The 21,005-nt window shown below is 70.8% G+C and carries 19 protein-coding genes and 1 tRNA gene; 13 read left to right on the plus strand and 7 right to left on the minus strand.

From position 1 onward, the window contains the following. Window positions 1-191 precede the first annotated feature (191 nt). The 9 genes from ABZ876_RS04735 (at window position 192) to ABZ876_RS04775 (ending at window position 10,361) form a co-directional block, all read left to right on the plus strand. Window positions 192-1,010, plus strand: coding sequence for a hypothetical protein (locus tag ABZ876_RS04735; RefSeq protein ID WP_361774257.1), 819 nt, complete (start codon window positions 192-194; stop codon window positions 1,008-1,010). A 151-nt stretch (window positions 1,011-1,161) separates the two neighbouring features. Then, window positions 1,162-1,905, plus strand: a complete 744-nt coding sequence (locus ABZ876_RS04740) for a YcnI family protein (RefSeq protein WP_361774260.1) — start codon at window positions 1,162-1,164, stop codon at window positions 1,903-1,905. A gap of 106 nt (window positions 1,906-2,011) precedes the next feature. After that, window positions 2,012-2,686: an SCO family protein gene (locus ABZ876_RS04745; RefSeq protein ID WP_361774263.1), complete on the plus strand. Its 675-nt coding sequence runs from the start codon at window positions 2,012-2,014 to the stop codon at window positions 2,684-2,686. Next, a complete protein-coding gene (locus ABZ876_RS04750) occupies window positions 2,683-3,144 on the plus strand; it encodes a copper chaperone PCu(A)C (RefSeq protein WP_361774265.1) in 462 nt (153 codons plus the stop codon). Before ABZ876_RS04745 ends, ABZ876_RS04750 begins: the two co-directional genes overlap by 4 nt. A gap of 127 nt (window positions 3,145-3,271) precedes the next feature. Continuing rightward, window positions 3,272-5,290 (plus strand): copper resistance protein CopC, encoded by a 2,019-nt coding sequence (locus ABZ876_RS04755; protein ID WP_361775540.1) that lies wholly within the window; start codon window positions 3,272-3,274, stop codon window positions 5,288-5,290. Window positions 5,291-5,297: 7 nt separating this feature from the next. After that, entirely contained in the window at window positions 5,298-6,689 is a 1,392-nt protein-coding gene (gene efeB / locus ABZ876_RS04760; protein ID WP_361774268.1) for an iron uptake transporter deferrochelatase/peroxidase subunit, read from the plus strand. A 107-nt stretch (window positions 6,690-6,796) separates the two neighbouring features. Next, entirely contained in the window at window positions 6,797-7,729 is a 933-nt protein-coding gene (gene pheA / locus ABZ876_RS04765; protein ID WP_361774271.1) for a prephenate dehydratase, read from the plus strand. Between the two features lie 539 nt (window positions 7,730-8,268). Further along, window positions 8,269-9,546, plus strand: a complete 1,278-nt coding sequence (gene serS / locus ABZ876_RS04770; RefSeq protein ID WP_361774274.1) for a serine--tRNA ligase — start codon at window positions 8,269-8,271, stop codon at window positions 9,544-9,546. Further along, a complete protein-coding gene (locus ABZ876_RS04775) occupies window positions 9,543-10,361 on the plus strand; it encodes an HAD family hydrolase (protein WP_361774276.1) in 819 nt (272 codons plus the stop codon). The genes serS and ABZ876_RS04775 overlap by 4 nt, the downstream gene beginning before the upstream one ends. 52 nt (window positions 10,362-10,413) lie before the next feature. Here the strand turns inward: ABZ876_RS04775 and ABZ876_RS04780 are convergent. The 6 genes from ABZ876_RS04780 to ABZ876_RS04805 form a co-directional block, all read right to left on the minus strand. Then, window positions 10,414-10,501: transfer RNA gene (locus ABZ876_RS04780), tRNA-Ser, on the minus strand. Between the two features lie 275 nt (window positions 10,502-10,776). Beyond that, window positions 10,777-11,016, minus strand: a complete 240-nt coding sequence (locus tag ABZ876_RS04785) for a hypothetical protein (RefSeq protein ID WP_361774279.1) — start codon at window positions 11,014-11,016, stop codon at window positions 10,777-10,779. Window positions 11,017-11,195: 179 nt separating this feature from the next. Beyond that, the gene (locus ABZ876_RS04790) at window positions 11,196-11,915 is read right to left on the minus strand and encodes an ABC transporter permease subunit (protein WP_361774282.1); all 720 of its coding nucleotides are present in this window, start codon (window positions 11,913-11,915) and stop codon (window positions 11,196-11,198) included. Between the two features lie 10 nt (window positions 11,916-11,925). Next, window positions 11,926-12,837: an ABC transporter ATP-binding protein gene (locus ABZ876_RS04795; protein WP_361774285.1), complete on the minus strand. Its 912-nt coding sequence runs from the start codon at window positions 12,835-12,837 to the stop codon at window positions 11,926-11,928. Then, on the minus strand, window positions 12,834-13,742 hold the full coding sequence (locus ABZ876_RS04800; protein WP_361774288.1) for an ABC transporter permease: 909 nt from the start codon (window positions 13,740-13,742) through the stop codon (window positions 12,834-12,836). Before ABZ876_RS04800 ends, ABZ876_RS04795 begins: the two co-directional genes overlap by 4 nt. Next, on the minus strand, window positions 13,732-14,694 hold the full coding sequence (locus ABZ876_RS04805; protein WP_361775543.1) for an ABC transporter ATP-binding protein: 963 nt from the start codon (window positions 14,692-14,694) through the stop codon (window positions 13,732-13,734). Before ABZ876_RS04805 ends, ABZ876_RS04800 begins: the two co-directional genes overlap by 11 nt. A 310-nt stretch (window positions 14,695-15,004) precedes the next feature. Here ABZ876_RS04805 and ABZ876_RS04810 point away from each other — a divergent pair, with 310 nt between their 5' ends. The 4 genes from ABZ876_RS04810 (at window position 15,005) to ABZ876_RS04825 (ending at window position 19,547) form a co-directional block, all read left to right on the plus strand. Continuing rightward, window positions 15,005-16,762: an SDR family oxidoreductase gene (locus ABZ876_RS04810; protein ID WP_361774291.1), complete on the plus strand. Its 1,758-nt coding sequence runs from the start codon at window positions 15,005-15,007 to the stop codon at window positions 16,760-16,762. A gap of 244 nt (window positions 16,763-17,006) precedes the next feature. Further along, window positions 17,007-17,567, plus strand: a complete 561-nt coding sequence (locus tag ABZ876_RS04815) for an RNA 2'-phosphotransferase (protein WP_361774294.1) — start codon at window positions 17,007-17,009, stop codon at window positions 17,565-17,567. Between the two features lie 79 nt (window positions 17,568-17,646). Further along, window positions 17,647-18,549 (plus strand): LLM class flavin-dependent oxidoreductase, encoded by a 903-nt coding sequence (locus ABZ876_RS04820; protein ID WP_361774297.1) that lies wholly within the window; start codon window positions 17,647-17,649, stop codon window positions 18,547-18,549. 128 nt (window positions 18,550-18,677) lie between these two features. Beyond that, complete coding sequence (locus ABZ876_RS04825) at window positions 18,678-19,547, plus strand: HAD-IIB family hydrolase (RefSeq protein WP_361774299.1); 870 nt, start codon at window positions 18,678-18,680, stop codon at window positions 19,545-19,547. A gap of 337 nt (window positions 19,548-19,884) precedes the next feature. Here ABZ876_RS04825 and ABZ876_RS04830 read toward each other — a convergent pair whose 3' ends face one another. Then, on the minus strand, window positions 19,885-20,946 hold the full coding sequence (locus ABZ876_RS04830) for a M23 family metallopeptidase (RefSeq protein ID WP_361774302.1): 1,062 nt from the start codon (window positions 20,944-20,946) through the stop codon (window positions 19,885-19,887). Window positions 20,947-21,005 lie beyond the last annotated feature (59 nt).

The following is a 21,005-nucleotide window of genomic DNA, read 5'->3' on the forward strand; positions in this document are numbered from 1 at the left end:
CGGCCGCAATCACCCGTGCGACGAGATCCCGCCCGTACGGCGGATGCGCCGAGGCCGGGAAGGGGTGTATGCACGCAGCCCGCATCGCCGGAATGCGATTTTCCGAGAACACCCCTCCGCATACCGCACGAAAGCCATCTTGCGGACCTGCCGCATGGGCGCCGAACGGTCAGTGCGATGATGAGGCCGCCATGAGTGCCCCCCACCAACGCACGCCGCGCACCGGATGCGAGCTGCGGTTCCTGCGGGCCGCGGTGTTCGCCGCGGTCTGCGTCGTGCTGGCCGGTGCCGGGCACGCACTCGCCTCCTGCGCCACGATTCCGCTGTGGACGCTGGGCGCCGGCTTCCTCGGCGTGTTCGCCGTCACCGCCGTGCTCGCCGGGCGCGAGCGCTCGCTGCCGGGCATCGCGGCTCTCCTCGCGGTGGGCCAGAGCGTGTTGCACACCCTGTTCGGGCTCGGGCACCACTCCGGTGCGCCGTCGATGGCGTCGAACGCGACGGCGACGGCCGATGCCACGCTCGTGGCACGGGCCGCACACCTGCTGTGCGGCACCACCGCGGCGGCGATCTCCCCCGCCCAAGCCCAGAAGATCCTCACCGACGCGCGGCTCGGCATGGGGACGGACATGGCCGCCATGCACCACCCGGCGGACGCGCTGTCGACCACGGCCGGTTCGTGGTGGTCGGTGCTGCCGTCCGTGCCGATGCTGCTCGGCCACGTCCTCGCGGCCGTCGCCGCCGGGTGGCTGCTGCGCCACGGGGACAGGGCGCTGCTGCGGCTCATGAGCCTGTCGGCGCACGGGGTCGCCGAAGGGGCGCTCGTACGGGCGCTGCGGTCCTCGTTCGCCCTTGTGCGCGCCCTGCTGGCCGGGCTTCCCACGCCCCCCGAAGCGGGCGCCCGCCCGCGCACCGTGTTCCTCGTGGCGCCGAAGCCACGGACGACCGCGCTGCGGCATGCGGTGATCCGGCGCGGACCGCCCTCCCCCACTTCCTGCGTCCTCGCTGCCTGACGCGACACGCCGCCCCTCGTCCTGTTGGGAAGGGGCCGCCGTCGCGCGGCACGCGCGCGTGCCCGTGAAGCGCCACGACCGTGGCGCCCCCTGCGCACACGCCCCCTCTTCCTCAACGGACTCTCACTCGGAGTGGAGTGTTTCTCGCGTCATGAAGTCCATCAAGAGCTCCCTGAAGCCGTCCCGTCTCGCCGTCACCGGTGCCGTCGCCGCGTCGGCCGTGCTGTTCCTGTCCGTCCCCGCGTTCGCGCACGTCACCGTGCAGCCGGAGGGCGCGGCCGCCAAGGGCGGCTACGCGGTCGTCGACTTCAAGGTCCCGAACGAGCGTGACAACGCCTCGACCACCAGGCTCGAGGTCACCTTCCCGGCCGACCATCCGCTCGCCTCGGTGATGCCGCAGCCCCTCGACGGCTGGAAGGTGCAGGTCACCAAGTCCAAGCTGGACAAGCCGCTCACGCTGCACGGCAAGCAGATCGACGAGGCCGTCACCAAGGTGACCTGGACCGCCACCGGCAAGGGCATCGAACCGGGCTACTTCCAGAAGTTCCCGCTCTCCGTCGGCCAGCTCCCCGAGAACACCGACCAGCTCGCCTTCAAGGCGCTCCAGACGTACTCCGACAACGAGGTCGTGCGCTGGATCGAACCGGAGAAGGAGGGCCAGGAGGAGCCCGAGAACCCGGCCCCGGTGCTCCAGCTGACCGCCGCCGCCTCCGGTCACCACGGTTCCGGCGCCGGGGACGCCTCCACCGGGTCGGCCGCCGAGGAGACCGCGGCCGAGGGCTCCCCCTCCAGTGACACCACCGCCCGCGTCCTCGGCATCGTGGGCATCGTGGTCGGCGCGGCAGGCGTGGCGTACGGCGTTCTGGCCGGCCGCCGACGCGCCCCGCAGGCCTGAGTTCCGACTCCCTTCCGGACACGCGCCGGGGTCGTACGGCATCGCCGTGACGCGTCCCGCATGACCCCGGCGCACATCTGAACCCTTACCTCTGGGACATTTCTCTATGCGCACGAAGAAGACGCTCGCCGCGGCCGCTCTCCTCGCCGCCGCCGTGCTCACCCTCTCCGCCTGCGGAACCGGCGTCGACGGCGACAAGCCGGTCGCCGAGGTCTCCGCGGAGTCCGGCTCGAACAAGGCCGCCACCGTTCTCGACCAGCCGTTCGAGAAGCCGGACCTCGTCCTCACCGACACCCACGGCAGGAAGTACGACCTGCGCGCACAGACCAAGGGCAAGCCGACGCTGGTCTACTTCGGCTACACCCACTGCCCCGACGTCTGCCCGCTCACCATGAACAACCTCGCCGTCGCCAGGAAGGAGACGGAGAAGAGCAAGGAGCTGACCCAGGCGCAGAAGGACTCGCTGCGGATCGTGTTCGTCACCACCGACCCGGAGCGTGACACCCCTGCCGCGCTCGGCAAGTGGCTCCAGGGCATCGACCCCGACGTCGTGGGCCTGACCGGCGACTTCCCCACGATCCAGGCCGGCGCCCGCAGCCTCGGCATCACCGTCGAGGCGCCGCGGAAGGGGAAGGACGGCAAGATCGCCTCAACCCACGGCACCCAGGTCATCGCGTTCTCGCCGAAGACCGACGGGGGCTATCTGCTCTACGGCCAGGATGCCACCGTCGACGACTACACCAAGGACCTGCCCAAGATCATCAAGGGAGAGAACCCGTGAGTCTCCGTCTCGGCCGGGTCGCCGCGCTGACGGCGGCGGGTCTGGTGCTCGCGGGCTGCGGCGGCTCGGGCGGCTCCTCCTCGGCGCGGCCCGAACTGAAGGTCAACGGCGCCTACATGCCCGCGCCCGTCACCGGCGACATGGCGGCCGGCTTCTTCACCGTGACCAACTCCGGCGGCGCCGACACCCTCACCTCCGTCACGAGCAGCGCCGCCCGTGACGTCACGCTGCACTCCACCAAGGACGGAGCGATGGAGGAGGAGAAGTCGTTCCAGGTGCCCGCGGACGGCACACTCGACTTCGCGAGCGGCGGCAGCCACCTGATGTTCGAGGACCTCACCCGCAAGCCGAAGCAGGGCGACAAGGTGCCCGTGCAGCTGCACTTTGCCAAGTCCGGAACGGTCACGGTCGAGATGCCGGTGAAGTCGGCGACGTACTCCCCGAAGACCGGGCACTGAGAGAGGGATCACCGTGACGCAGGCCATCGCTCCCGACGCGCACGTCCGGAGAAACATCCGCACGGCGCTGCCGCGCACGCGGCGTCTCCAGGCGCTCCAGGCACTGCTGGTGCTGCTGCTCGCCGTGATGGGCGCACTCTTCGCCGGGGCCGCGCCCGCCTCCGCGCACGCCGCGCTGATCGGCAGCGACCCCGCGCAGGGAACGGTGGTCGACAAGGCGCCCACCCAGGTCACCCTCACCTTCTCCGAGAACGTGGCGCTCTCCGACGGCTCACTACGGGTCCTCGATCCACAGGGACAGCGCGTCGACACCGGGAAGCCGTCCAACCTGAGCGGGACGATGTACGGGGTGCGGGTGCGCGCGGGCCTGCCCAAGGGCACGTACACCGTCACGTACCAGGTGGTGTCGGCGGACAGCCACCCTGTCTCCGGCGCCTTCACCTTCTCCGTCGGCGCGCCGTCCGCGACCACGGTTTCGGCCTCCGGCCCGGCCGCGGGCGGCGGCGTCGTCGGCTGGCTCTACGGTCTCGGACGGTACGTCTCCTACGCCGGGTTCATCGTCCTGGTCGGCGGCGCGGCCTTCGTGCTGGCCTGCTGGCAGCGGGGCGCCGGCGTGCGGGCGGTGCAGCGGCTGGTGGTCTCCGGGTGGGTGGCCCTCACCTCGGCGACGCTCGCGCTGTTGCTCCTGCGCGGTTCGTACACCGGCTCGGGGAGGGTCGCCGACATCTTCGAGGTGTCCCTGGCCGGGCAGGTGCTCCAGACCAAGGCCGGGGCGGCGCTGGTCTCCCGGCTGCTGCTGCTCGCGGCGGGGGCGCTCTTCATCGCGGTGCTCTTCGGGGCGTACGTGCGACGGGACACGGGTGCCGAGGCGGCGGCCGGCGAGGACGCGGACGGCGAGGGCGCGGACGGCGAGGGCGCGGACGGCGAAGACGGCTCCTCCTTCGAGGACGCCGCCGCCCAGGACGCCGAGAAGCGGGACCTCACCTTCGGTCTCGCCCTCGGCGGGGCCGTCGTGGCGGCGGGACTCGCGGCGACCTGGGCGATGGCCGAGCATGCCTCGACCGGCATCCAGACCGGTCTCTCGATGCCGGTCGACGTCCTGCATCTGCTGGCTGTCGCCTGCTGGCTGGGCGGGCTCACCACCCTGCTCGTGGTGCTGTACCGGGCACCCTCGTTCGAGGCGGCGGCCGTGCGGCGCTTCTCGCGCCTCGCCTTCGGGAGCGTCGTGGCGCTGACAGCGACCGGGGTCTACCAGGCGTGGCGTCAGCTCGGCTCGTGGTCCGCCCTGACCGGGACGTCCTACGGGCAGTTGCTGCTCGTGAAGGTCGCCCTGGTCGCCGTTCTCGTGGGTATCGCCTGGATCTCACGGCGCTGGACGGCGCGGCTGGCGGATGGGCCGGCCGCGGCGGTGGTGACGGAAGGCTCGGCGGGGAAGCAGCGCACGACGGAGACCAAGCGCGCGACCGTCGCGGCGAAGGCCTCGGCCAAGGGATCGGTGAAAGCGTCGGCGAAGGCGCCGGGCAAGGGATCGGTGAAGGCGTCGGCGGAGGGCAGCGCGCGGGGGAATGTGCCCGACCCGGAGCGGGCCGCGCAGCTGGCCCGGCAGCAGGCTGCGGTGGCCGCGGCACAGGCCAAGCGGGCCCGCGAGGCCGACCCCGTCCGTTCGGCGCTGCGGCGCTCCGTGCTCGCCGAGGCCGGCGTCGCGATCGTCCTGCTCGCCGTCACCACCGCGCTCACCACGACCGAGCCGGGGCGTACGGAGGAGGCGGCCAAGGCGGCCACCGCGTCCGCCTCGCAGCGGTCGGGCCCCCTGTCGCTGAAGGTCCCCTTCGACACGGGCGGCCAGGAGGGGAAGGGCACCGTGGAGGTCACCCTCGACCCGGCCCGTGTGGGCGGAAACGAGATGCACGTCTATGTGGTGCGGCCCAACGGCAAGGCCTTCGACGTCCCCGAGGTCAAGGTCGCCTTCACCCTGGAGTCCAAGGCGATCGGACCGCTCCCCGTCGTGCCCGATCGCATCGCCACCGGGCACTGGTCGGCGCGCGGCGTGCAGATCCCCATGGCGGGCGACTGGAAGATCGCGGTGACCGTCCGGACCTCCGACATCGACCAGGCAACCGTCACCGAGAACGCGAAGATCGGCTGAACCCACCATGGCTGACCAGTCCACACCGGAGGCGTCCCCCGAGGGCATCCCTTCCCAGAAGGCGCCCGGCCACCCCACCGCCGAGCGCTCGCCCAGGGGAGCCGCGGCAAAGGGGTCCTCGAAGAGGACCGTTCCCGTCAGGAGCGCCCCCGGGGAGCCCGCTTCCGGCAGTGTCCTCCCGCGGGCAGCGATCTCGCGGCGGCGGCTCCTCGGGACCGCCGGGGCCACCGGGCTCGCGCTGGGCGCGGCCGGCGGTGCCGCCGGATACGCGGCGGCACCATCCGCGAAGACCCCTCCCCTGACCTCCCTCGGCACGGGCCGGGCGATGTTTCACGGGAAACATCAGCCGGGCATCACCGACGCCCTCCAGGCGCGAGGCCATCTCGCCGCCTTCGACCTGGCGCCGGGTGCGGGCCGCAAGGAGGCCGCCGCGCTGCTGCGCCGCTGGTCGGTCACCGCAGAGCGGCTGATGGCGGGTGAGGCGGCCCCGCACGACGACACCGACGTCGCCCGTGACGCGGGTCCCTCGGCCCTGACGATCACCTTCGGCTTCGGTAACAGCTTCTTCTCCCGTACGGGCCTGGAGAAGCAGCGTCCGTCCGCCCTGGACCCGCTGCCCGATTTCTCCTCCGACCGGCTGGACAAGTCCCGCAGCGACGGCGATCTGTGGGTCCAGATCGGTGCCGATGACGCGCTCGTCGCCTTCCACGCCCTGCGCGCCATCCAGAAGGAGGCGGGCGGCGCGGCGCGGCTGCGCTGGCAGATGAACGGCTTCAACCGCTCCCCGGGCGCCACCGCCCACCCGATGACGGCGCGCAATCTGATGGGCCAGATCGACGGCACACGCAATCCGAAGCCGACCGACACCGACTTCGACCGGCGGATCTTCGTCCCCGCATCCGGTGACCCGGCATGGATGGCGAACGGCTCGTACGCCGTCGTACGCCGGATCCGCATGCTGCTCGACGACTGGGAGAAGCTCTCGCTCCAGACGCAGGAGGCGGTCATCGGACGCCGAAAGTCCGATGGGGCACCGCTCAGCGGCGGCACCGAGACGACCGAGATGGACCTGGAGAAGTCCGGTGCCGACGGCACCCCGGTCGTGCCCCTGAACGCGCACGCGCGTATCACCCGGCCCGACCGGAACGGGGGCGCGGCGATGCTGCGCCGCCCGTTCTCCTTCCACGACGGCTTCGACGCGGACGGGGCGCCCGACGCGGGCCTGCTGTTCATCTGCTGGCAGGCGGACCCGGTGCGCGGTTTCGTCCCGGTCCAGCGCAAGCTCGACCGGGGGGATGCGCTGTCGCCGTTCATCCGCCACGAGGCGAGCGGCCTGTTCGCGGTGCCGGGCGGAGCTGCGCAGGGGGAGTACGTCGGACAGCGGCTGCTGGAGGGGTGACCGGGGACCCCGCAACCGGTTGTCCGAAGCCGCAGCCGCTGTCCGACGCCGCAGCCGTTGTCCATGGATGCGAGCCGGGTTTCCGCCCGGCCCATTAGGGTGAGGTCATGCCAGCCAGCTATGCGTATCTCGGTCCCGAGGGCACCTTCACCGAGGTGGCCCTGCGCACGCTGCCGGAGTCCGCGACCCGGGAGCTCGTCCCGATGGTGTCGGTCCCGGCGGCGCTCGACGCCGTCCGCAACGGCGAGGCCGAGGCCGCGTTCGTGCCGATCGAGAACTCGGTGGAGGGCGGCATCACGACCACGCTCGACGAGCTGGTCGCCGGTGAACCGCTGATGATCTACCGGGAGGTCCTCCTGTCGATCACCTTCGCGCTGCTGGTCAGGCCCGGCACCAGGCTCTCCGAGATCAAGACGGTCACCGCGCATCCGGCCGCGCAGCCGCAGGTGCGCAACTGGCTGAAGGCCCACCTTCCGGACGCCGTCTGGGAGTCCGCCGCCTCCAACGCGGACGGCGCCCGCCTGGTCCAGGAGGGCCGCTACGACGCCGCGTTCGCGGGCGAGTTCGCCGCCGCGCGTTATGGCCTTGAGGCGCTGGAGACCGGCATCCACGACGCGGAGAACGCGCAGACACGGTTTGTGCTGGTCGGCAGGCCTGCCCGGCCGGCGGCTCCGACGGGCGCCGACAAGACCTCGGTCGTTCTGTGGCAGCGAGACGACCACCCCGGTGGCCTGCGCGACCTGCTGGGAGAATTCGCCGTCCGGGGTGTGAACCTGATGCTGCTCCAGTCCCGCCCGACGGGAGCGGGAATCGGGAACTACTGCTTCTGTATCGACGCCGAGGGCCATATCTCCGACCGCCGGGTGGCCGAGGCCCTGATGGGGCTGAAGCGGATCTGTCTCCAGGTGCGGTTCCTCGGCTCGTACCCGCGTGCGGGTATCACGCCGGACGAGGTCCGGATTCCGCCGGCGGGGACGTCGGACGGCGAGTTCGTGGAGGCCGCTGACTGGGTGGCCCGCTGCCAGGACGGCCGGTTCTAGCCAGGGCGGCCGGTTCAGGGCGCCCGGTACTACCTGCGGATTTTCGTTGTCCACAGAAGTTATCCACAGGTTGGCTTCTCGATCTGGGGACAAGTCGACAACGCGGTACTTCTGGGTCGACAAATCTCTCCCGTGACCCCCCGTCCGTCTACCGCCGCGTTCGACACTGTTGTCCACCCGTTTCTCTCGATCAACACTTTGAGGCGACCCCTTTACACCCGAAAGTGCAAGTCGTGAGGGTTTGCTCCGCGAATTCCCGACTCATGGGAGAGCCGTCAGAATGATCAACTTCGGAGTCCACAGATCTTCCGCACAGCCTGTGGATAACTCCAGGGGGCCTGTGGATACCTGTGGACAAGCGAAGCTCAAATCCCGGTGTCCACAAGGAATTGCAGTCAATGGAGCGCGCCCGGAACGCCTCCTTCCGGGGGCAGTACCCTCTTTCTTGACACGCTCCGTAATTGTCACAGAACGGAACATGTGGCGCGGATCGATAAACGGAGTCGTAGGCCGCAACTCCGCACCGGTAGCCTTGAGGGGTGATTGACCTTCGTCTGCTCCGTGAGGACCCCGACCGTGTTCGCGCGTCCCAGCGCGCCCGTGGTGAGGACGTCGCGCTCGTCGACGCCCTCCTCTCCGCCGACGAGCGGCGCAGGTCGTCCGGCGTCCGCTTCGACGAGCTCCGTTCCGAGCAGAAGGCGCTCGGCAAGCTGATCCCCAAGGCCTCCGGAGACGAGAAGGCCGAACTGCTGGAGAAGGCGAGCCGGCTCGCCGCCGGTGTCAAGGCGGCCGACGCCGAACAGCACGAGGCCGATGAGGAGACCAAGCGGCTCCTGCTCCAGCTCGGCAACCTGGTGCACCCCGACGTCCCGGTCGGCGGCGAGGAGGACTTCGTCGTCCTGGAGACGCACGGCACCATCCGCGACTTCGGTGCCGAGGGCTTCGAGCCCAAGGACCACCTCGAGCTGGGCGAGGCGCTCGGCGCGATCGACGTCGAGCGTGGCGCGAAGGTCTCCGGTTCGCGCTTCTACTACCTGACGGGCGTCGGCGCCCTGCTGGAGCTGGCGCTCGTCAACGCGGCGATGGCGCGGGCCACGGAGGCCGGGTTCATCCCGATGCTCACCCCGGCCCTGGTCCGTCCGCGCGCCATGGAGGGCACGGGCTTCCTCGGCCAGGCGGCGGAGAACGTCTACCACCTGGAGAAGGACGACTTCTATCTGGTCGGCACGTCCGAGGTCCCGCTCGCCGCGTACCACATGGACGAGATCATCGACGCGGACCGGCTGCCGCTGCGTTACGCGGGCTTCTCCCCGTGCTTCCGCCGCGAGGCCGGCACGTACGGCAAGGACACGCGTGGCATCTTCCGCGTGCATCAGTTCGACAAGGTCGAGATGTTCTCGTACGTCGACCCCGAGGACGCGGAGAACGAGCACAAGCGGCTCCTGGAGTGGGAGAAGGACTGGCTCAACGCCCTGGAACTGCCGTTCCAGGTGATCGACGTGGCGACGGGCGACCTGGGCGCGTCCGCCTCGCGCAAGTACGACTGCGAGGCCTGGATCCCCACCCAGGGCAAATACCGTGAGCTGACCTCGACCTCCAACTGCGACGGCTTCCAGGCCCGCCGTCTGTCGGTCCGCATGCGGGACGGCAAGAAGGTGCAGCCGCTGGCGACGCTGAACGGCACGCTGTGCGCCGTACCGCGGACGATCGTGGCGATCCTGGAGAACCACCAGCTGGCCGACGGCTCCGTGCGGGTGCCCGAGATCCTGCGCCCGTACCTGGGCGGCCGGGAGCTGCTGGAGCCCGTGGCCAAGTGAGCACGGCCGGGTCCGACCGTTTTCCGTACCAGCTGATCGCGACCGATCTCGACGGGACGCTTCTGCGTCCCGACGAGACGGTCTCCGCGCGCACCCGTGCGGCGCTCGCCGCGGCCACCGCGGCGGGCGCGGCGCATATCGTCGTCACCGGTCGCGCGGTCCCGTGGACCCGCCCCATCCTCGACGACCTCGGGTACCGGGGGCTCGCGGTGTGCGGCCAGGGCGCACAGGTGTACCACGCGGGGGAGCGGCGGCTGCTGACGTCGGTGACCCTGGACCGGCAGATCGCGGGTCTCGCGCTGGCGAAGATCGAGGCGGAGGTGGGCCCGCTGCTGCTGGCGGCGAGCCGGGACGGCCTGGACGGGGAGGTCCTCGTCGGCCCCGGCTACCGGGTCCATGACGGACCGCTGCCGTACCGGCCGGTCAGTGACCCGGCGGACCTGTGGTCGGCACCGCTGAACAAGGTCTACATCCAGCACCCGAGGCTGAGCGACGACGAGCTGGCCGAGGCGGCGCAGCAGGCCGCCGGGGGTCTGGTCGGCGTCACGATGGCGGGCCAGGGGATAGTGGAGATCCTGCCGCTGGGCCTGACGAAGGCCACGGGGCTGTCGCTGGCGGCCCGCCGCCTGGGGTTGAAGGCCGCGGACACGATCGCCTTCGGGGACATGCCGAACGACATACCGATGTTCGCCTGGGCGGGCTGCTGCGTGGCCATGGCCAATGCGCACGCGGACCTCAAGGCGGTCGCGGACGAGGTGACGCTCTCCCACGAGGAGGACGGCATCGCGGTGGTGCTGGAGCGGTTGCTGGGTTAGCCGGTGCGGCGCCGTGCGCCGGATACGGTCATGTCTCGCGGTTCATGTCTCGCGGAGGATGCGCGGATCGAACGCGCGCGGGCTTTTCAGGCCCGACCAAGGCTTAGCAAGCCTGTGCCTTACCGCTCGGCCAATCCTCCGGGTGGGCGGCCCACGCGAATCCCTTCGCGTGCTCGAAGCGGCCGCCCCGGGCAGCTCCCCGTGCGGGGCGGGCTCGACGGAGGGGTAACTACTCCGGAGCCCGCCGCGGGCTGCCCTGTCGGGAGCCCGGCGTACTGCCGTGCATGGACATCGCCCAGCTCCTCTCCCAGAATGTGGCGCCGGCTCGATCCGGCGTCGTGGACACAGCCACTGTGCCCGTCCACCGCATCGGGCGCCACCGATTAAATTCCGCCCGCCGCGGGGCGCATGGCCGCTACCGCCGACGCCACCTGCGGCGGCGGGCCTTGCTGAAGAACCAGCCGGCGGGCGGCTCGTCCGAACGCCAGGGCTGGGGGTCGGGCGACTGGTTCCGCCAGCGGGCGGCCAGCATCCGGGCGCGCGCGGAGGGCTCCGTCGTCGGCGCGGATCGTATGAAGTCCTCGTCGAACGCGACGCCGTCCCAGGCTTCCCCGGTCTCTCCCGGCCCTTCGCCCTGTGGTGCGTCCGCTGTCATGCCCGGTCCTTTCCGCAGCGCATCCCCTGTGCCCAGTGTGCCCAAGCCGATGTGAAGCCGCTGTCAAAAGCGCCTTCGAATAAGACAAGAACAACGGCCCGTGTCCGAGACGCCTACGGGTGCGGCCTCCTCCCGGGCCGCACCCGCGCCGGAGCCCCGCCGAGGCCCCTCGGGCGCTGTCACTCCTCGCCCGCCAGCGTCAGCGTCCGCAGTTTCTGGCCCGCGTACCAGGTGGCGCCCAGGGTCAGCACGATCAGCAGCACCGTCGCGGTGGGCAGTGCGACGTCCGACGTGACGAGCGAGCTGTCGGAGACCTTGTGTGCCACGGCGAGCGCCCACTGCTGGACGCTGAGCGTGCGCGCCCCGGAGACCAGCGAGCCGAAGAGCGCCTCCCAGACCAGCGCGTAGACCAGTCCGAAGACCACCGCGTGCCGGCTCACGGTGCCGAACAGCAGGAACAGCGCGGCGTAGGCGATGGAGGCGACCAGCGCCGCCACCGTGTAAGCGACCGCGATCTGCTGGCCGTTGCCGTTGAGGATCAGGCCCGCGATGAACGTCGGCAGCGCCGAGAACGCCATGGTGACCGCGATCGCGACGATCAGCTTGGTGACGATGATCGTGGGCCGCTTCACCGGCTTGGCCAGCAGATACACCACCGAGCCGTCGTCGATCTCGGGGCCGATCGCGCCGGTGCCCGCGATGACGCCGATGATCGGCACCATGGTGGCGAGCGCGAAGCCGCCGAGGACGTCGTGGGCCACTTGGTCGTCGGCGCCGGTCAGCGCCCGGACGACCGCGGAGATCACGATCAGCAGGGCGGGCAGCGCGCCGAGGATGAGGGCCCGGCGGCGGCCGAGCAGGCCCCGGTAGGTGAGGCGGGCGACTGTGGGGTCGTACATCTTCGGCCTCCTACGCCGCGACCAGATACGAGAAGACGGACTCGAGGGATTCGTCGGACGGCGAGACCGTGAGCAGCCGGATGCCGTGCTCGCGCGCGACCTTCGGCAGCAGGGTCGTGAACCGCCCGAAGTCCACCGCCTGGATGCGCAGGGCGCCCTCCATGAGGTCGACTTCGATGCCGGACGTCGACGGGTCGGCGATCAGCGCGGCCGCGAGCGCCCGGTCGTCGCTGGAGCGCACCAGATAGCGGTGCGGGCGGTCGGTCATCAGGCGGCGGATCTTCCGGAAGTCGCCGCTCGCCGCGTGCCGTCCGGCGACGATCACCTCGATGTGCGAGGCGAGTTGCTCGACCTCTTCGAGGATGTGAGACGAGAACAGCACCGTGCGGCCCTCGGCACCCATGCGCCGCAGCAGTTCCATCAGCTGCATGCGCTGGCGGGGGTCCATGCCGTTGAACGGCTCGTCGAGCAGCAGCAGGGACGGATCGTGCACCAGCGCGGACGCCATCTTCACGCGCTGGCGCATGCCCTTGGAGTACGTGGAGATCTTCCGGTCCTGCGCGTACTCCATCTCGACCGTGGCGAGCGCCCGCTGGGCGGCCTTCGCTCCCAGGCCGTGCAACTCCGCGTTGGCGACGACGAATTCGCGGCCGGTGAGGAAGTCGTACATCGCCTCGCGCTCGGGGACGATGCCGATGTGCCGGTAGATCTCCTCGTTGCGCCACACGGGCTGTCCGTCGAGCGTGACGGAGCCGGTGGAGGGGGCGAGGAAGCCGCCCATCATGTTGATGAGGGTGGACTTCCCCGCGCCGTTCGGACCCAGCAGGCCGGTGACGCCGGGGCCGATCGTCATCGTGACGTCGTTGACGGCGACCACGTTGCCGAACCAGCGCGAGACGTGGTCGATGGTGAGCGTGGTCACAGTCCGGCCTTTCGGTAGCGGCGCATCAGCAGGCCGTAGCTGCCCGCGATGAGTCCCAGGACGACGAGGAGATAGACGGCTCCCTGTGCGGTCGAGGGTCCGTCCCCGCCGGGGAAGGAGGAGCTCGCGCCCAGGAAGGCGGTCTGCACACCGTCGATGAGCGTGACGGGCGAGAACAGTCCCATCCAGACGATGGCGGCGGAGTCGCCCGACTGCGCGTCCGCGATGGCCTGGATGGTGGAGACGGCGCCGTACGAGATGGTCAGGACGGCGATGACGGCTGCGATGCCGAAGCCACGCCGGGGGGTGGCCGCGGCGATCACCAGGCCGATCCCGGAGAACAGCAGGGAGAGCAGGGCCACGGAGACCAGTCCTTCGGCGAATCCCTTCGTCTGGTGGCCGAAGTCCAGCTTGGCGAGCAACGCCCCCACATAGAGGACGAGCAGCGGCGCGGCCGTCAGGATGAACATGGCGGAGGCCAGGGCCGCGTACTTGGCGCGGACGTAGTCGGCGGTCTCGATGGGGCGTGAGAAGTACAGGGGCACGGTCTTGAAGCGCAGGTCCCGGGAGACCGACTGGGGTGCCTGCGAGGCGATGTACAGGCCGATGACGGCCTGCATGATGATCGCGTAGCGCGTGTAGTCGACGGGCAGGTCCTTCGCCTTCGTGGCGACCGCGACCGCGACCATGATCAGTGCGGGCGCGCACATCACCACGAAGAGCAGCATCGGCAGCACCTTGGACTTCACCGAGCGGCCGAGGCCGTAGGCGCCGCGCAGGGACTGCGAGTACAGCGAACGACGGGCGTAGGCGCGGCCCAGGCGCGGGCCGTCGTACGCGCGGTAGCCGATGTTGTGGATCCGGGTCTGCTCGGCCGCGCGGGCCGTGGGCTGCTCAACCGCCATGGCCGACCGCCTCCTTCCGCTGGTCGTCGCTGTCCTTGAAGACCTCCGCGATGTGGTGCCTGCGCTGTTCCATGCGGACCAGGCCGAGGCCCAGGTCGGCGACGACGTCCCGGACCAGGTCGTACGTCTGCTCGCCCTCCGCGGTCAGCAGCAGGATGTGCCCGGCGCCCGGCAGCCCGCTGCCGTCGTGCGTCGTCACCCCGCGCGCGAGGAGCGCGTCGCGCGCCGCGCTGGTGCCGTCCGGGTGTTCGTCGGTGTCGGTCACCTCGATCGCGAGGGTCGTGGTGGTCTGGGTGAAGTCCCGGGTGGAGCTGGAGCGCAGCAGCTTGCCGCCGTCGACGACGACGACGTGATCGCAGGTGCGCTCGAGTTCGCCCAGCAGGTGCGAGGTGACCAGGACCGAGATGCCGAAGTCGGTGTACACCCGGCGGATCAGGCCGAGCATCTCGTCGCGGCCGACCGGGTCGAGACCGTTGGTCGGCTCGTCCAGGAAGACCAGCTGGGGGTCGTGGACCAGGGCCTGGGCAAGCTTCACGCGCTGCTTCATGCCGGTCGAGTAGCCGCCGATGGGGCGGTAGCGCTCCTCGTACAGGCCGACGTGGCGCAGGGTGTCCGCGGTGCGCTCACGGGCGGCGGCCGGGGGCAGCCCGGACATCCGCGCCATGTGGACGACGAACTCGGTGGCCGACACATCGGGCGGCAGGCAGTCGTGCTCCGGCATGTACCCCACGCGCTCGCGGATGGCGCCGCCCTTGGTGGCGACATCCAGGCCGAGGACCTCGGCACGGCCCTCGGTGGCGGGGGACAGACCCAGCAGGATCTTGATCAGTGTTGACTTGCCGGCTCCATTGGCGCCGACGAGCCCCGTCACACCGGGTCCGACGTCCACGGAGAGCCGGTCAAGCGCGGTCACCCGGGGGAACCGCTTGCTCAGGCTTTCGGTCGCGATCACAGTCACGTCATCGACGGTAGTGACGAGTACCACTGCCGTCGTCAGACCGAAGAGCTGTCTGCGGGTCAGCCTCCAGTCGTACGGGCCCGTAGGGGTCACCCTCAGGTCGAACAACCGGGTGGTCGAACCGGCCGGTGTTGTCCCCATTGCCGAGGTTGTCCACAGGTGGGCTCGGGCCTGTTGACGCATTCTCTAACAAGTGCGAAATTCGCCGGTGTCACGGGACGGACACCAACTGTGGCCGGAGTGGACGGCGGTGCGGTTCGCCGAAAGGACCGCTGCCTCGTCCGCGCGGCCGGGCGGAGGGCAAGTGACACTTGAGGGGGCGCGGGAGCGCCGGGTGCAAGCGGACGGGGTGGAGCTGAGCGTGGCCGAGCTGGGCGATCCCGGCCGGCCCACGGTGGTGCTCGTCCACGGCTATCCGGACAGCAAAGAGGTGTGGTCGGAGGTGGCCGCCCGGCTGGCCGGCCGATTCCATGTGGTGCTCTACGACGTCCGCGGCCATGGCCGCTCGACGGCACCGAGGCCGTTGCGCGGCGGATTCACGCTGGAGAAGCTGACGGACGACTTCCTGGCGGTCGCGGACGCGGTCAGCCCGGACCGGCCCGTGCACCTCGTGGGGCACGACTGGGGCTCGGTGCAGTCCTGGGAGTTCACCACCGTCCGGCGCACCGAGGGCCGGATCGCGTCCTTCACCTCGATGTCCGGGCCGTCCCTGGACCACTTCGGGCACTGGATCAAGCAGCGGGTGCGCCGGCCGACCCCGCGACGGGTGGGCCAACTGCTCGGTCAGGGCGCCCGGTCCTGGTACGTGTACCTGCTGCACACCCCCGCCCTGCCCGAACTCGCCTGGCGCGGCCCGCTCGGCAGACGCTGGGCGGACGTCCTGCGGCGCGTCGAGAAGGTCCCCGGCGGCGACTACCCGACCCCGTCGCTGCCCACGGACGCTGCCCACGGCGCCTGGCTGTACCGCGACAACGTACGGCCCCGGCTGCGCCATCCGCGCGCCGACGCGTACGCGCACGCTCCGGTACAGCTGATCACCCCCCTCGGAGACGTGTTCCTGTCGCAGCGGCTCCATGACGAACTGGAGTGTTGGGTCCCTCAGTTGACGCGGCGCACCGTGCCGGCCCGGCACTGGATCCCGCGCACCCGCCCCGATCAAGTGGCCTCGTGGATCGCGGGGTTCGTGACGTCCGTCGAGAGCGGGCGACCGTCACCGGCGGCGAACGGGCCGTACGCGGACCGGTTCGCGGGACAACTCGTGCTCGTCACCGGCGCGGGCAGCGGAATCGGGCGGGCCACGGCCTTCGCGTTCGCCAAGGCGGGAGCGCGTGTGGTGGCCGTCGACCGGGACGCGGAGAGCGCGGCCCGCACGGCGGAGAAGGCCCGGCTGCTCGGCGCGCCGGATGCGTGGGCCGAGAAGGCCGATGTGTCGGACGAACAGGCCATGGAGAGGCTCGCCGAGAGGGTCGCCACCGACTACGGGGTGGTGGACGTGCTGGTGAACAACGCCGGGATAGGCCTCGCGGGGTCCTTCTTCGACACGAGCGCCGAGGACTGGCGCGCGGTTCTGGACGTCAACTTGTGGGGTGTTCTCCACAGTTGCCGTCTGTTCGGGAGGCAGATGGCCGAGCGGGGCCAGGGCGGCCACATCGTCAACGTCGCGTCGGCGGCGGCGTATCAGCCCTCCAGGGCGCTGCCCGCCTACAGTACGTCGAAGGCCGCCGTCCTGATGTTCAGCGAGTGCCTGCGCGCCGAACTGGCCGGCCAGGACATCGGCGTATCGGCGATCTGCCCCGGCTTCGTCAACACGAACATCCCCTCCACCGCGCGCTTCACGGGCGTGGAAGCGGCGGAGGAGGGGCGCCTGCGACGGAGGGCCGCGCGGCTGTACCGCCTGCGGGGATATCCGCCGGAGAAGGTCGCCGACGCGATCCTCCGTGCCGTCGTGCGCAACAGGCGCTTCGTGACGGTGACTTCGGAGGCACGCGCGGCCTGGCTGATGTTCCGGTTCGCGCCGGGTCTGCGGCGGGCGATCGCCCACTGGAACGTGCGGCTCCGATAATTTGATAGATCGTCAACTCTGCTGCGCAGCCAGCCATTCGGGCAACCGGGCCAGGACAAAGCACTTTTACCACACCGGGCATCAAGTGTTGTTCCTCGGACATGAGTTGACGAAAGCCTCGCCGTAGCAGGCTAGTTGTCCACAGCGACGCCAATTCGCCTGTGGATAACGGCCCTTGCTTGTGGATCAAACCTGCCGAACAAAATCAAATGCGTGATCCGCACCTCTCCCACACGCTGGAAGGGTGACAGAAGGGAATGACGAGAGGCGCACCGTGAAGGTGTCGAAGTACCTCTCGAAACATCTGCGGCACCAGCCGGAACGGATCGGCCTCACGCTCGACGAACGCGGCTGGGTGGAGATCGAGGCACTGCTCGCCGCGGCGGCCGCGCACGGCTTCCGGATCACCCGCGCGGAGCTGGACCGCGTGGTCGCCGCCAACGACAAGAAGCGCTTCGCGATCGAGGGCACCCGCATCCGCGCCAGCCAGGGACACAGCATCGACGTCGATCTCGGGCTGCCTCCGGCGACCCCGCCCGCGTACCTGTACCACGGGACCGTGGCGCGCCACCTGGACGCCATCCTGGCGGAGGGCCTCAAGCCCATGAGCCGGCACGACGTCCATCTGTCGCCGGACCGCGAGACCGCGACCCGGGTCGGTGCCCGCCGTGGCCGTCCGGTCGTCCTCACCGTCGACGCCGCCGCCATGCACCGGGACGGCCATGTCTTCCATGTGAGCGCGAACGGGGTGTGGCTCACCAAAGCCGTTCCACCGCGATACCTGCGTTCCCCGGGGCCGCGCTGACCCTCCGCCATTGATGTCCGGGCCTGCCCGAACAAGCCGGCGCAAAGAGCACCCCGCGCCTCCGCTTACGCTCGAAGGCATGAGTCTGCGTCTGAGCACCGTGATCCTGCCGTACGTCCGCTGGCACGAGGGCGGGCGTTCCGCATGGCAGCGCGCGGAGCAGCTCGGCTTTCACACCGCGTTCACCTATGACCACCTGTCGTGGCGGTCCTTCCGGGACGGACCGTGGTTCGGCGCCGTGCCGACCCTGACCGCCGCGGCCTCCGTCACCGACCGTCTGCGCCTCGGCACCCTGGTGACCTCGCCGAACTTTCGGCACCCGGTCACCCTCGCCAAGGAGCTGATCTCCCTCGACGACATCTCCGGCGGCCGGATCACGCTGGGCATCGGGGCGGGCGGTACCGGCTTCGACGCCACCGCGCTCGGCCAGGACCCCTGGTCGCCGCGCGAGCGCGCCGATCGGTTCGGCGAGTTCGTGCCGCTGCTCGACCGGCTGCTCACCGAGGACTCCGTCACCTACGAGGGCTCGCACTACTCCGCACACGAGGCGCGCAACATCCCCGGCTGCGTCCAGCGCCCCCGGCTGCCCTTCGCGGTGGCCGCGACCGGGCCGCGCGGTCTGAAGCTCGCCGCCCGCCACGGCCAGGCGTGGGTGACGACCGGCGACCCGAAGCTGTACGAGACCGGCACTCCGGAGCAGTCGGTGCAGGCCCTGCGCGCACAGACCGGGAAGCTGGCCGAGGCGTGCGCCGCGATCGGCCGCGATGTGACGGAACTCGACAAGATCCTGCTCACCGGCTTCACCCCGGATCGCGGACGGCCGCTGGAGTCCCTTGACGCGTTCGTCGACTTCGCCGGCCGTCACGCAGAGCTCGGCTTCACCGACATCGTGATCCACTGGCCCATTCCCGACTCCGGCTTCGCGGCGGACGAGAAGGTCTTCGAGCAGATCGCCATGGAGGCCCTGGCCCAGCTCGACTGAGCAGGACTGAGCAGAACTGCGCATGACATCGTGTGACGGGGTGTGACGGCGCTGGTGAGGAGCGTCACCAGTCACGATTGCGCGGACTCACGCACGCCCGTGCGGGCATATGCGGGAGAATGACGCCCGTGACCTCAGCGACCCGACAGCCGGAGACCCCGGCCCACACCGTTCCGCCCCGGCTGATCGCGACAGACCTCGACGGCACCCTGCTGCGCGACGACAAGTCGGTCTCCGAGCGTACGGTCGCCGCACTGGCCGCCGCCGAGGAGGCCGGTATCGAAGTGTTCTTCGTCACAGGCCGCCCCGCCCGCTGGATGGATGTCGTCAGCGACCACGTCCACGGGCACGGGCTGGCGATCTGCGGCAACGGGGCGGCCGTGGTGGACCTGCACGGCGGTCCCGGCACGCACCGGTTCGTCAAGGTCCGCGAGCTCGCCCGGGAGAACGCTCTCGACGCCGTACGGCTGCTGAGGGACGCCGCACCGGGGACGGTGTACGCGGTCGAGCAGACGTACGGCTTCCACCAGGAGCCGGCGTACCCGAAGCTGCACATGGAGATCCCGGACCTCCTGGAGCCCGCCGAGAAGCTGCTGGCACCGGATGCACCGGGCGCCCACGAGCCGGTGCTGAAGATCCTCGCCTACCACCCGGAGCTGGACCCGGACGCCTTCCTGACCCTGGCCCGCCTCGCCGTCGGCGACCGCGCCTCCATCACCCGGTCCAGTCCTAGCGCGCTGCTGGAGATCAGCGGGCCCGGCGTCTCCAAGGCGAGCACGCTCGCGCTGTGCTGCGCCGAGCGGGGTATCTCCCACGAGGAGGTCGTCGCCTTCGGCGATATGCCGAACGACGTGGAGATGCTCACCTGGGCGGGCCGGTCGTACGCGATGGGCAACGCTCATCCGGACGTCGTCGCGGCGGCATCCGGGCGGACGGTCGCCAACAACGAGGACGGGGTGGCCGTGGTGATCGAGCGGATCCTCGCGGAGCGGTCGTAGGCCGGGAGCCGGACCGGGGACAGGCGTAGGCGGGGGACGGACGTAGGCCGGGGAAGGCCCGGGGCCGGGAGCGGGCCTGGGCGGGGGACGGGCCTAGGCCGGGGAACGGACCTAGGCGGGGAACGGGGGAAGGTCCGGGGCGGGGAACGGGGGAAGGTCCGGGGCGGGGAACGGGGGAAGGTCCGGGGCCGGGAACGGGCGCAGGCCGGGGAAGGCCCGGGGCCCGGGAACGGGCTAGACCGGGAACGGGCGCAGGGCGGGGAACGGCTGTAGGCGGGAGAGGGCCCGGGGCCGGTAACGGACTCAGGCCGCCATCGGCCGTATTCCGCCGGGGAGTTCACAGGTGCACGCCGTGCGCCGCCAGCCACGGCACGGGATCGATGCCCGACCCCCACTCCGGAGTGGACCGGACCTCGAAGTGCAGATGCGGTCCGGTCGAGTTGCCGGTCGTTCCCGACTGGGCGATCAACTGTCCGGTGCCCACCCGATCGCCCGGGCCGACGGTGACGGCGGCGAGATGCGCGTACTGCGTGCAGTAGCCGCCCGAATGCCTGATCACGACCTCGATGCCGAACGCGCCCCCGCACGTCACCCGCACCACCCGCCCGGACCCGACCGCCCGCACCGGCGTGCCGATGGGCACCGCGAAGTCCTGGCCCGTGTGGCGGTGCGCCCAGCGGTCGCCGCCGCTGCCGAACCCCGCGGAGAGCCGGTACGCCTCCACCGGCGAGATCCAGGAACGCTTGGCCTTCCGCCGTGGCTGGTCCAAGTGGACCGCCCCCTGGCACGTTCTCGAGGTCGCGGACGCGTCGGCCTGTCTCTGCAGCGCCCAGCGCGCCTCCTCGAGCTTGGTCTGGAGGTCCCGCTGCATCACGGCCAGTTCACCGTTCCGCTTCTGCAGTGTCCGCCACCGCGCCGACGCCCGCACCCGTTCCGCGGCGAGGCCGACCTCCGCCAGACGGCTGCGGATGACCGCGTTCCCGACCGTGAGGTCCAACCGGGCGAGCGTCCTCTGACTTGCTATCACCTCCTTCGCACTGTCCGGGAGCAGGGTGTGCGCGGTGTACGGGAGCCCGCCGCTGTGGCCGTACTGGACGCGCGCGATCCGGCCGAGATCCTGGTGCAGGGCCGCGATCAGCCCGCGCTCACGGGCGAGGAGCTGCTCGTCCCGCCCCGCTATGGAGCGCTGCTTCTCGGCCTCCCGGCGCCCGGTGTCGTACTGCCGCGTCACCGTGGCCGCTTGGTCGTACAGCTGCGCCACCCGGGCACTGGCACGGATGTGCGCGCCGTCGCCCGCCGCACCGCTCCCACCCCCTGCCGCGGCGGACCGGGCCGGGAACGCCGTGACGGTCCCCAGGAGAAGAGAAACGACTATCGAAGAACGGAGAAGTGAAGGCATGTCAACGATCGTGGCCCGTGTCCCGGCCACCGTCCTGCCGACGTCCCACGGCCGGAGGA

Origin of the sequence: Streptomyces sp. NPDC046931 (assembly GCF_040644655.1) — a bacterium.
Taxonomy (GTDB): domain Bacteria; phylum Actinomycetota; class Actinomycetes; order Streptomycetales; family Streptomycetaceae; genus Streptomyces.

What these genes read in the sequence shown, in the direction of transcription:
- ABZ876_RS04735 (WP_361774257.1), top strand. Translation starts at nt 192, where the DNA reads ATGAGTGCCCCCCACCAACGCACGCCGCGCACCGGATGCGAGCTGCGG.
- ABZ876_RS04740 (WP_361774260.1), top strand. Translation starts at nt 1,162, where the DNA reads ATGAAGTCCATCAAGAGCTCCCTGAAGCCGTCCCGTCTCGCCGTCACC.
- ABZ876_RS04745 (WP_361774263.1), top strand. Translation starts at nt 2,012, where the DNA reads ATGCGCACGAAGAAGACGCTCGCCGCGGCCGCTCTCCTCGCCGCCGCC.
- ABZ876_RS04755 (WP_361775540.1), top strand. Translation starts at nt 3,272, where the DNA reads ATGGGCGCACTCTTCGCCGGGGCCGCGCCCGCCTCCGCGCACGCCGCG.
- efeB (WP_361774268.1), top strand. Translation starts at nt 5,298, where the DNA reads ATGGCTGACCAGTCCACACCGGAGGCGTCCCCCGAGGGCATCCCTTCC.
- pheA (WP_361774271.1), top strand. Translation starts at nt 6,797, where the DNA reads ATGCCAGCCAGCTATGCGTATCTCGGTCCCGAGGGCACCTTCACCGAG.
- ABZ876_RS04785 (WP_361774279.1), bottom strand. Translation starts at nt 11,016, where the DNA reads ATGACAGCGGACGCACCACAGGGCGAAGGGCCGGGAGAGACCGGGGAA.
- ABZ876_RS04790 (WP_361774282.1), bottom strand. Translation starts at nt 11,915, where the DNA reads ATGTACGACCCCACAGTCGCCCGCCTCACCTACCGGGGCCTGCTCGGC.
- ABZ876_RS04800 (WP_361774288.1), bottom strand. Translation starts at nt 13,742, where the DNA reads ATGGCGGTTGAGCAGCCCACGGCCCGCGCGGCCGAGCAGACCCGGATC.
- ABZ876_RS04820 (WP_361774297.1), top strand. Translation starts at nt 17,647, where the DNA reads ATGAGTCTGCGTCTGAGCACCGTGATCCTGCCGTACGTCCGCTGGCAC.
- ABZ876_RS04830 (WP_361774302.1), bottom strand. Translation starts at nt 20,946, where the DNA reads ATGCCTTCACTTCTCCGTTCTTCGATAGTCGTTTCTCTTCTCCTGGGG.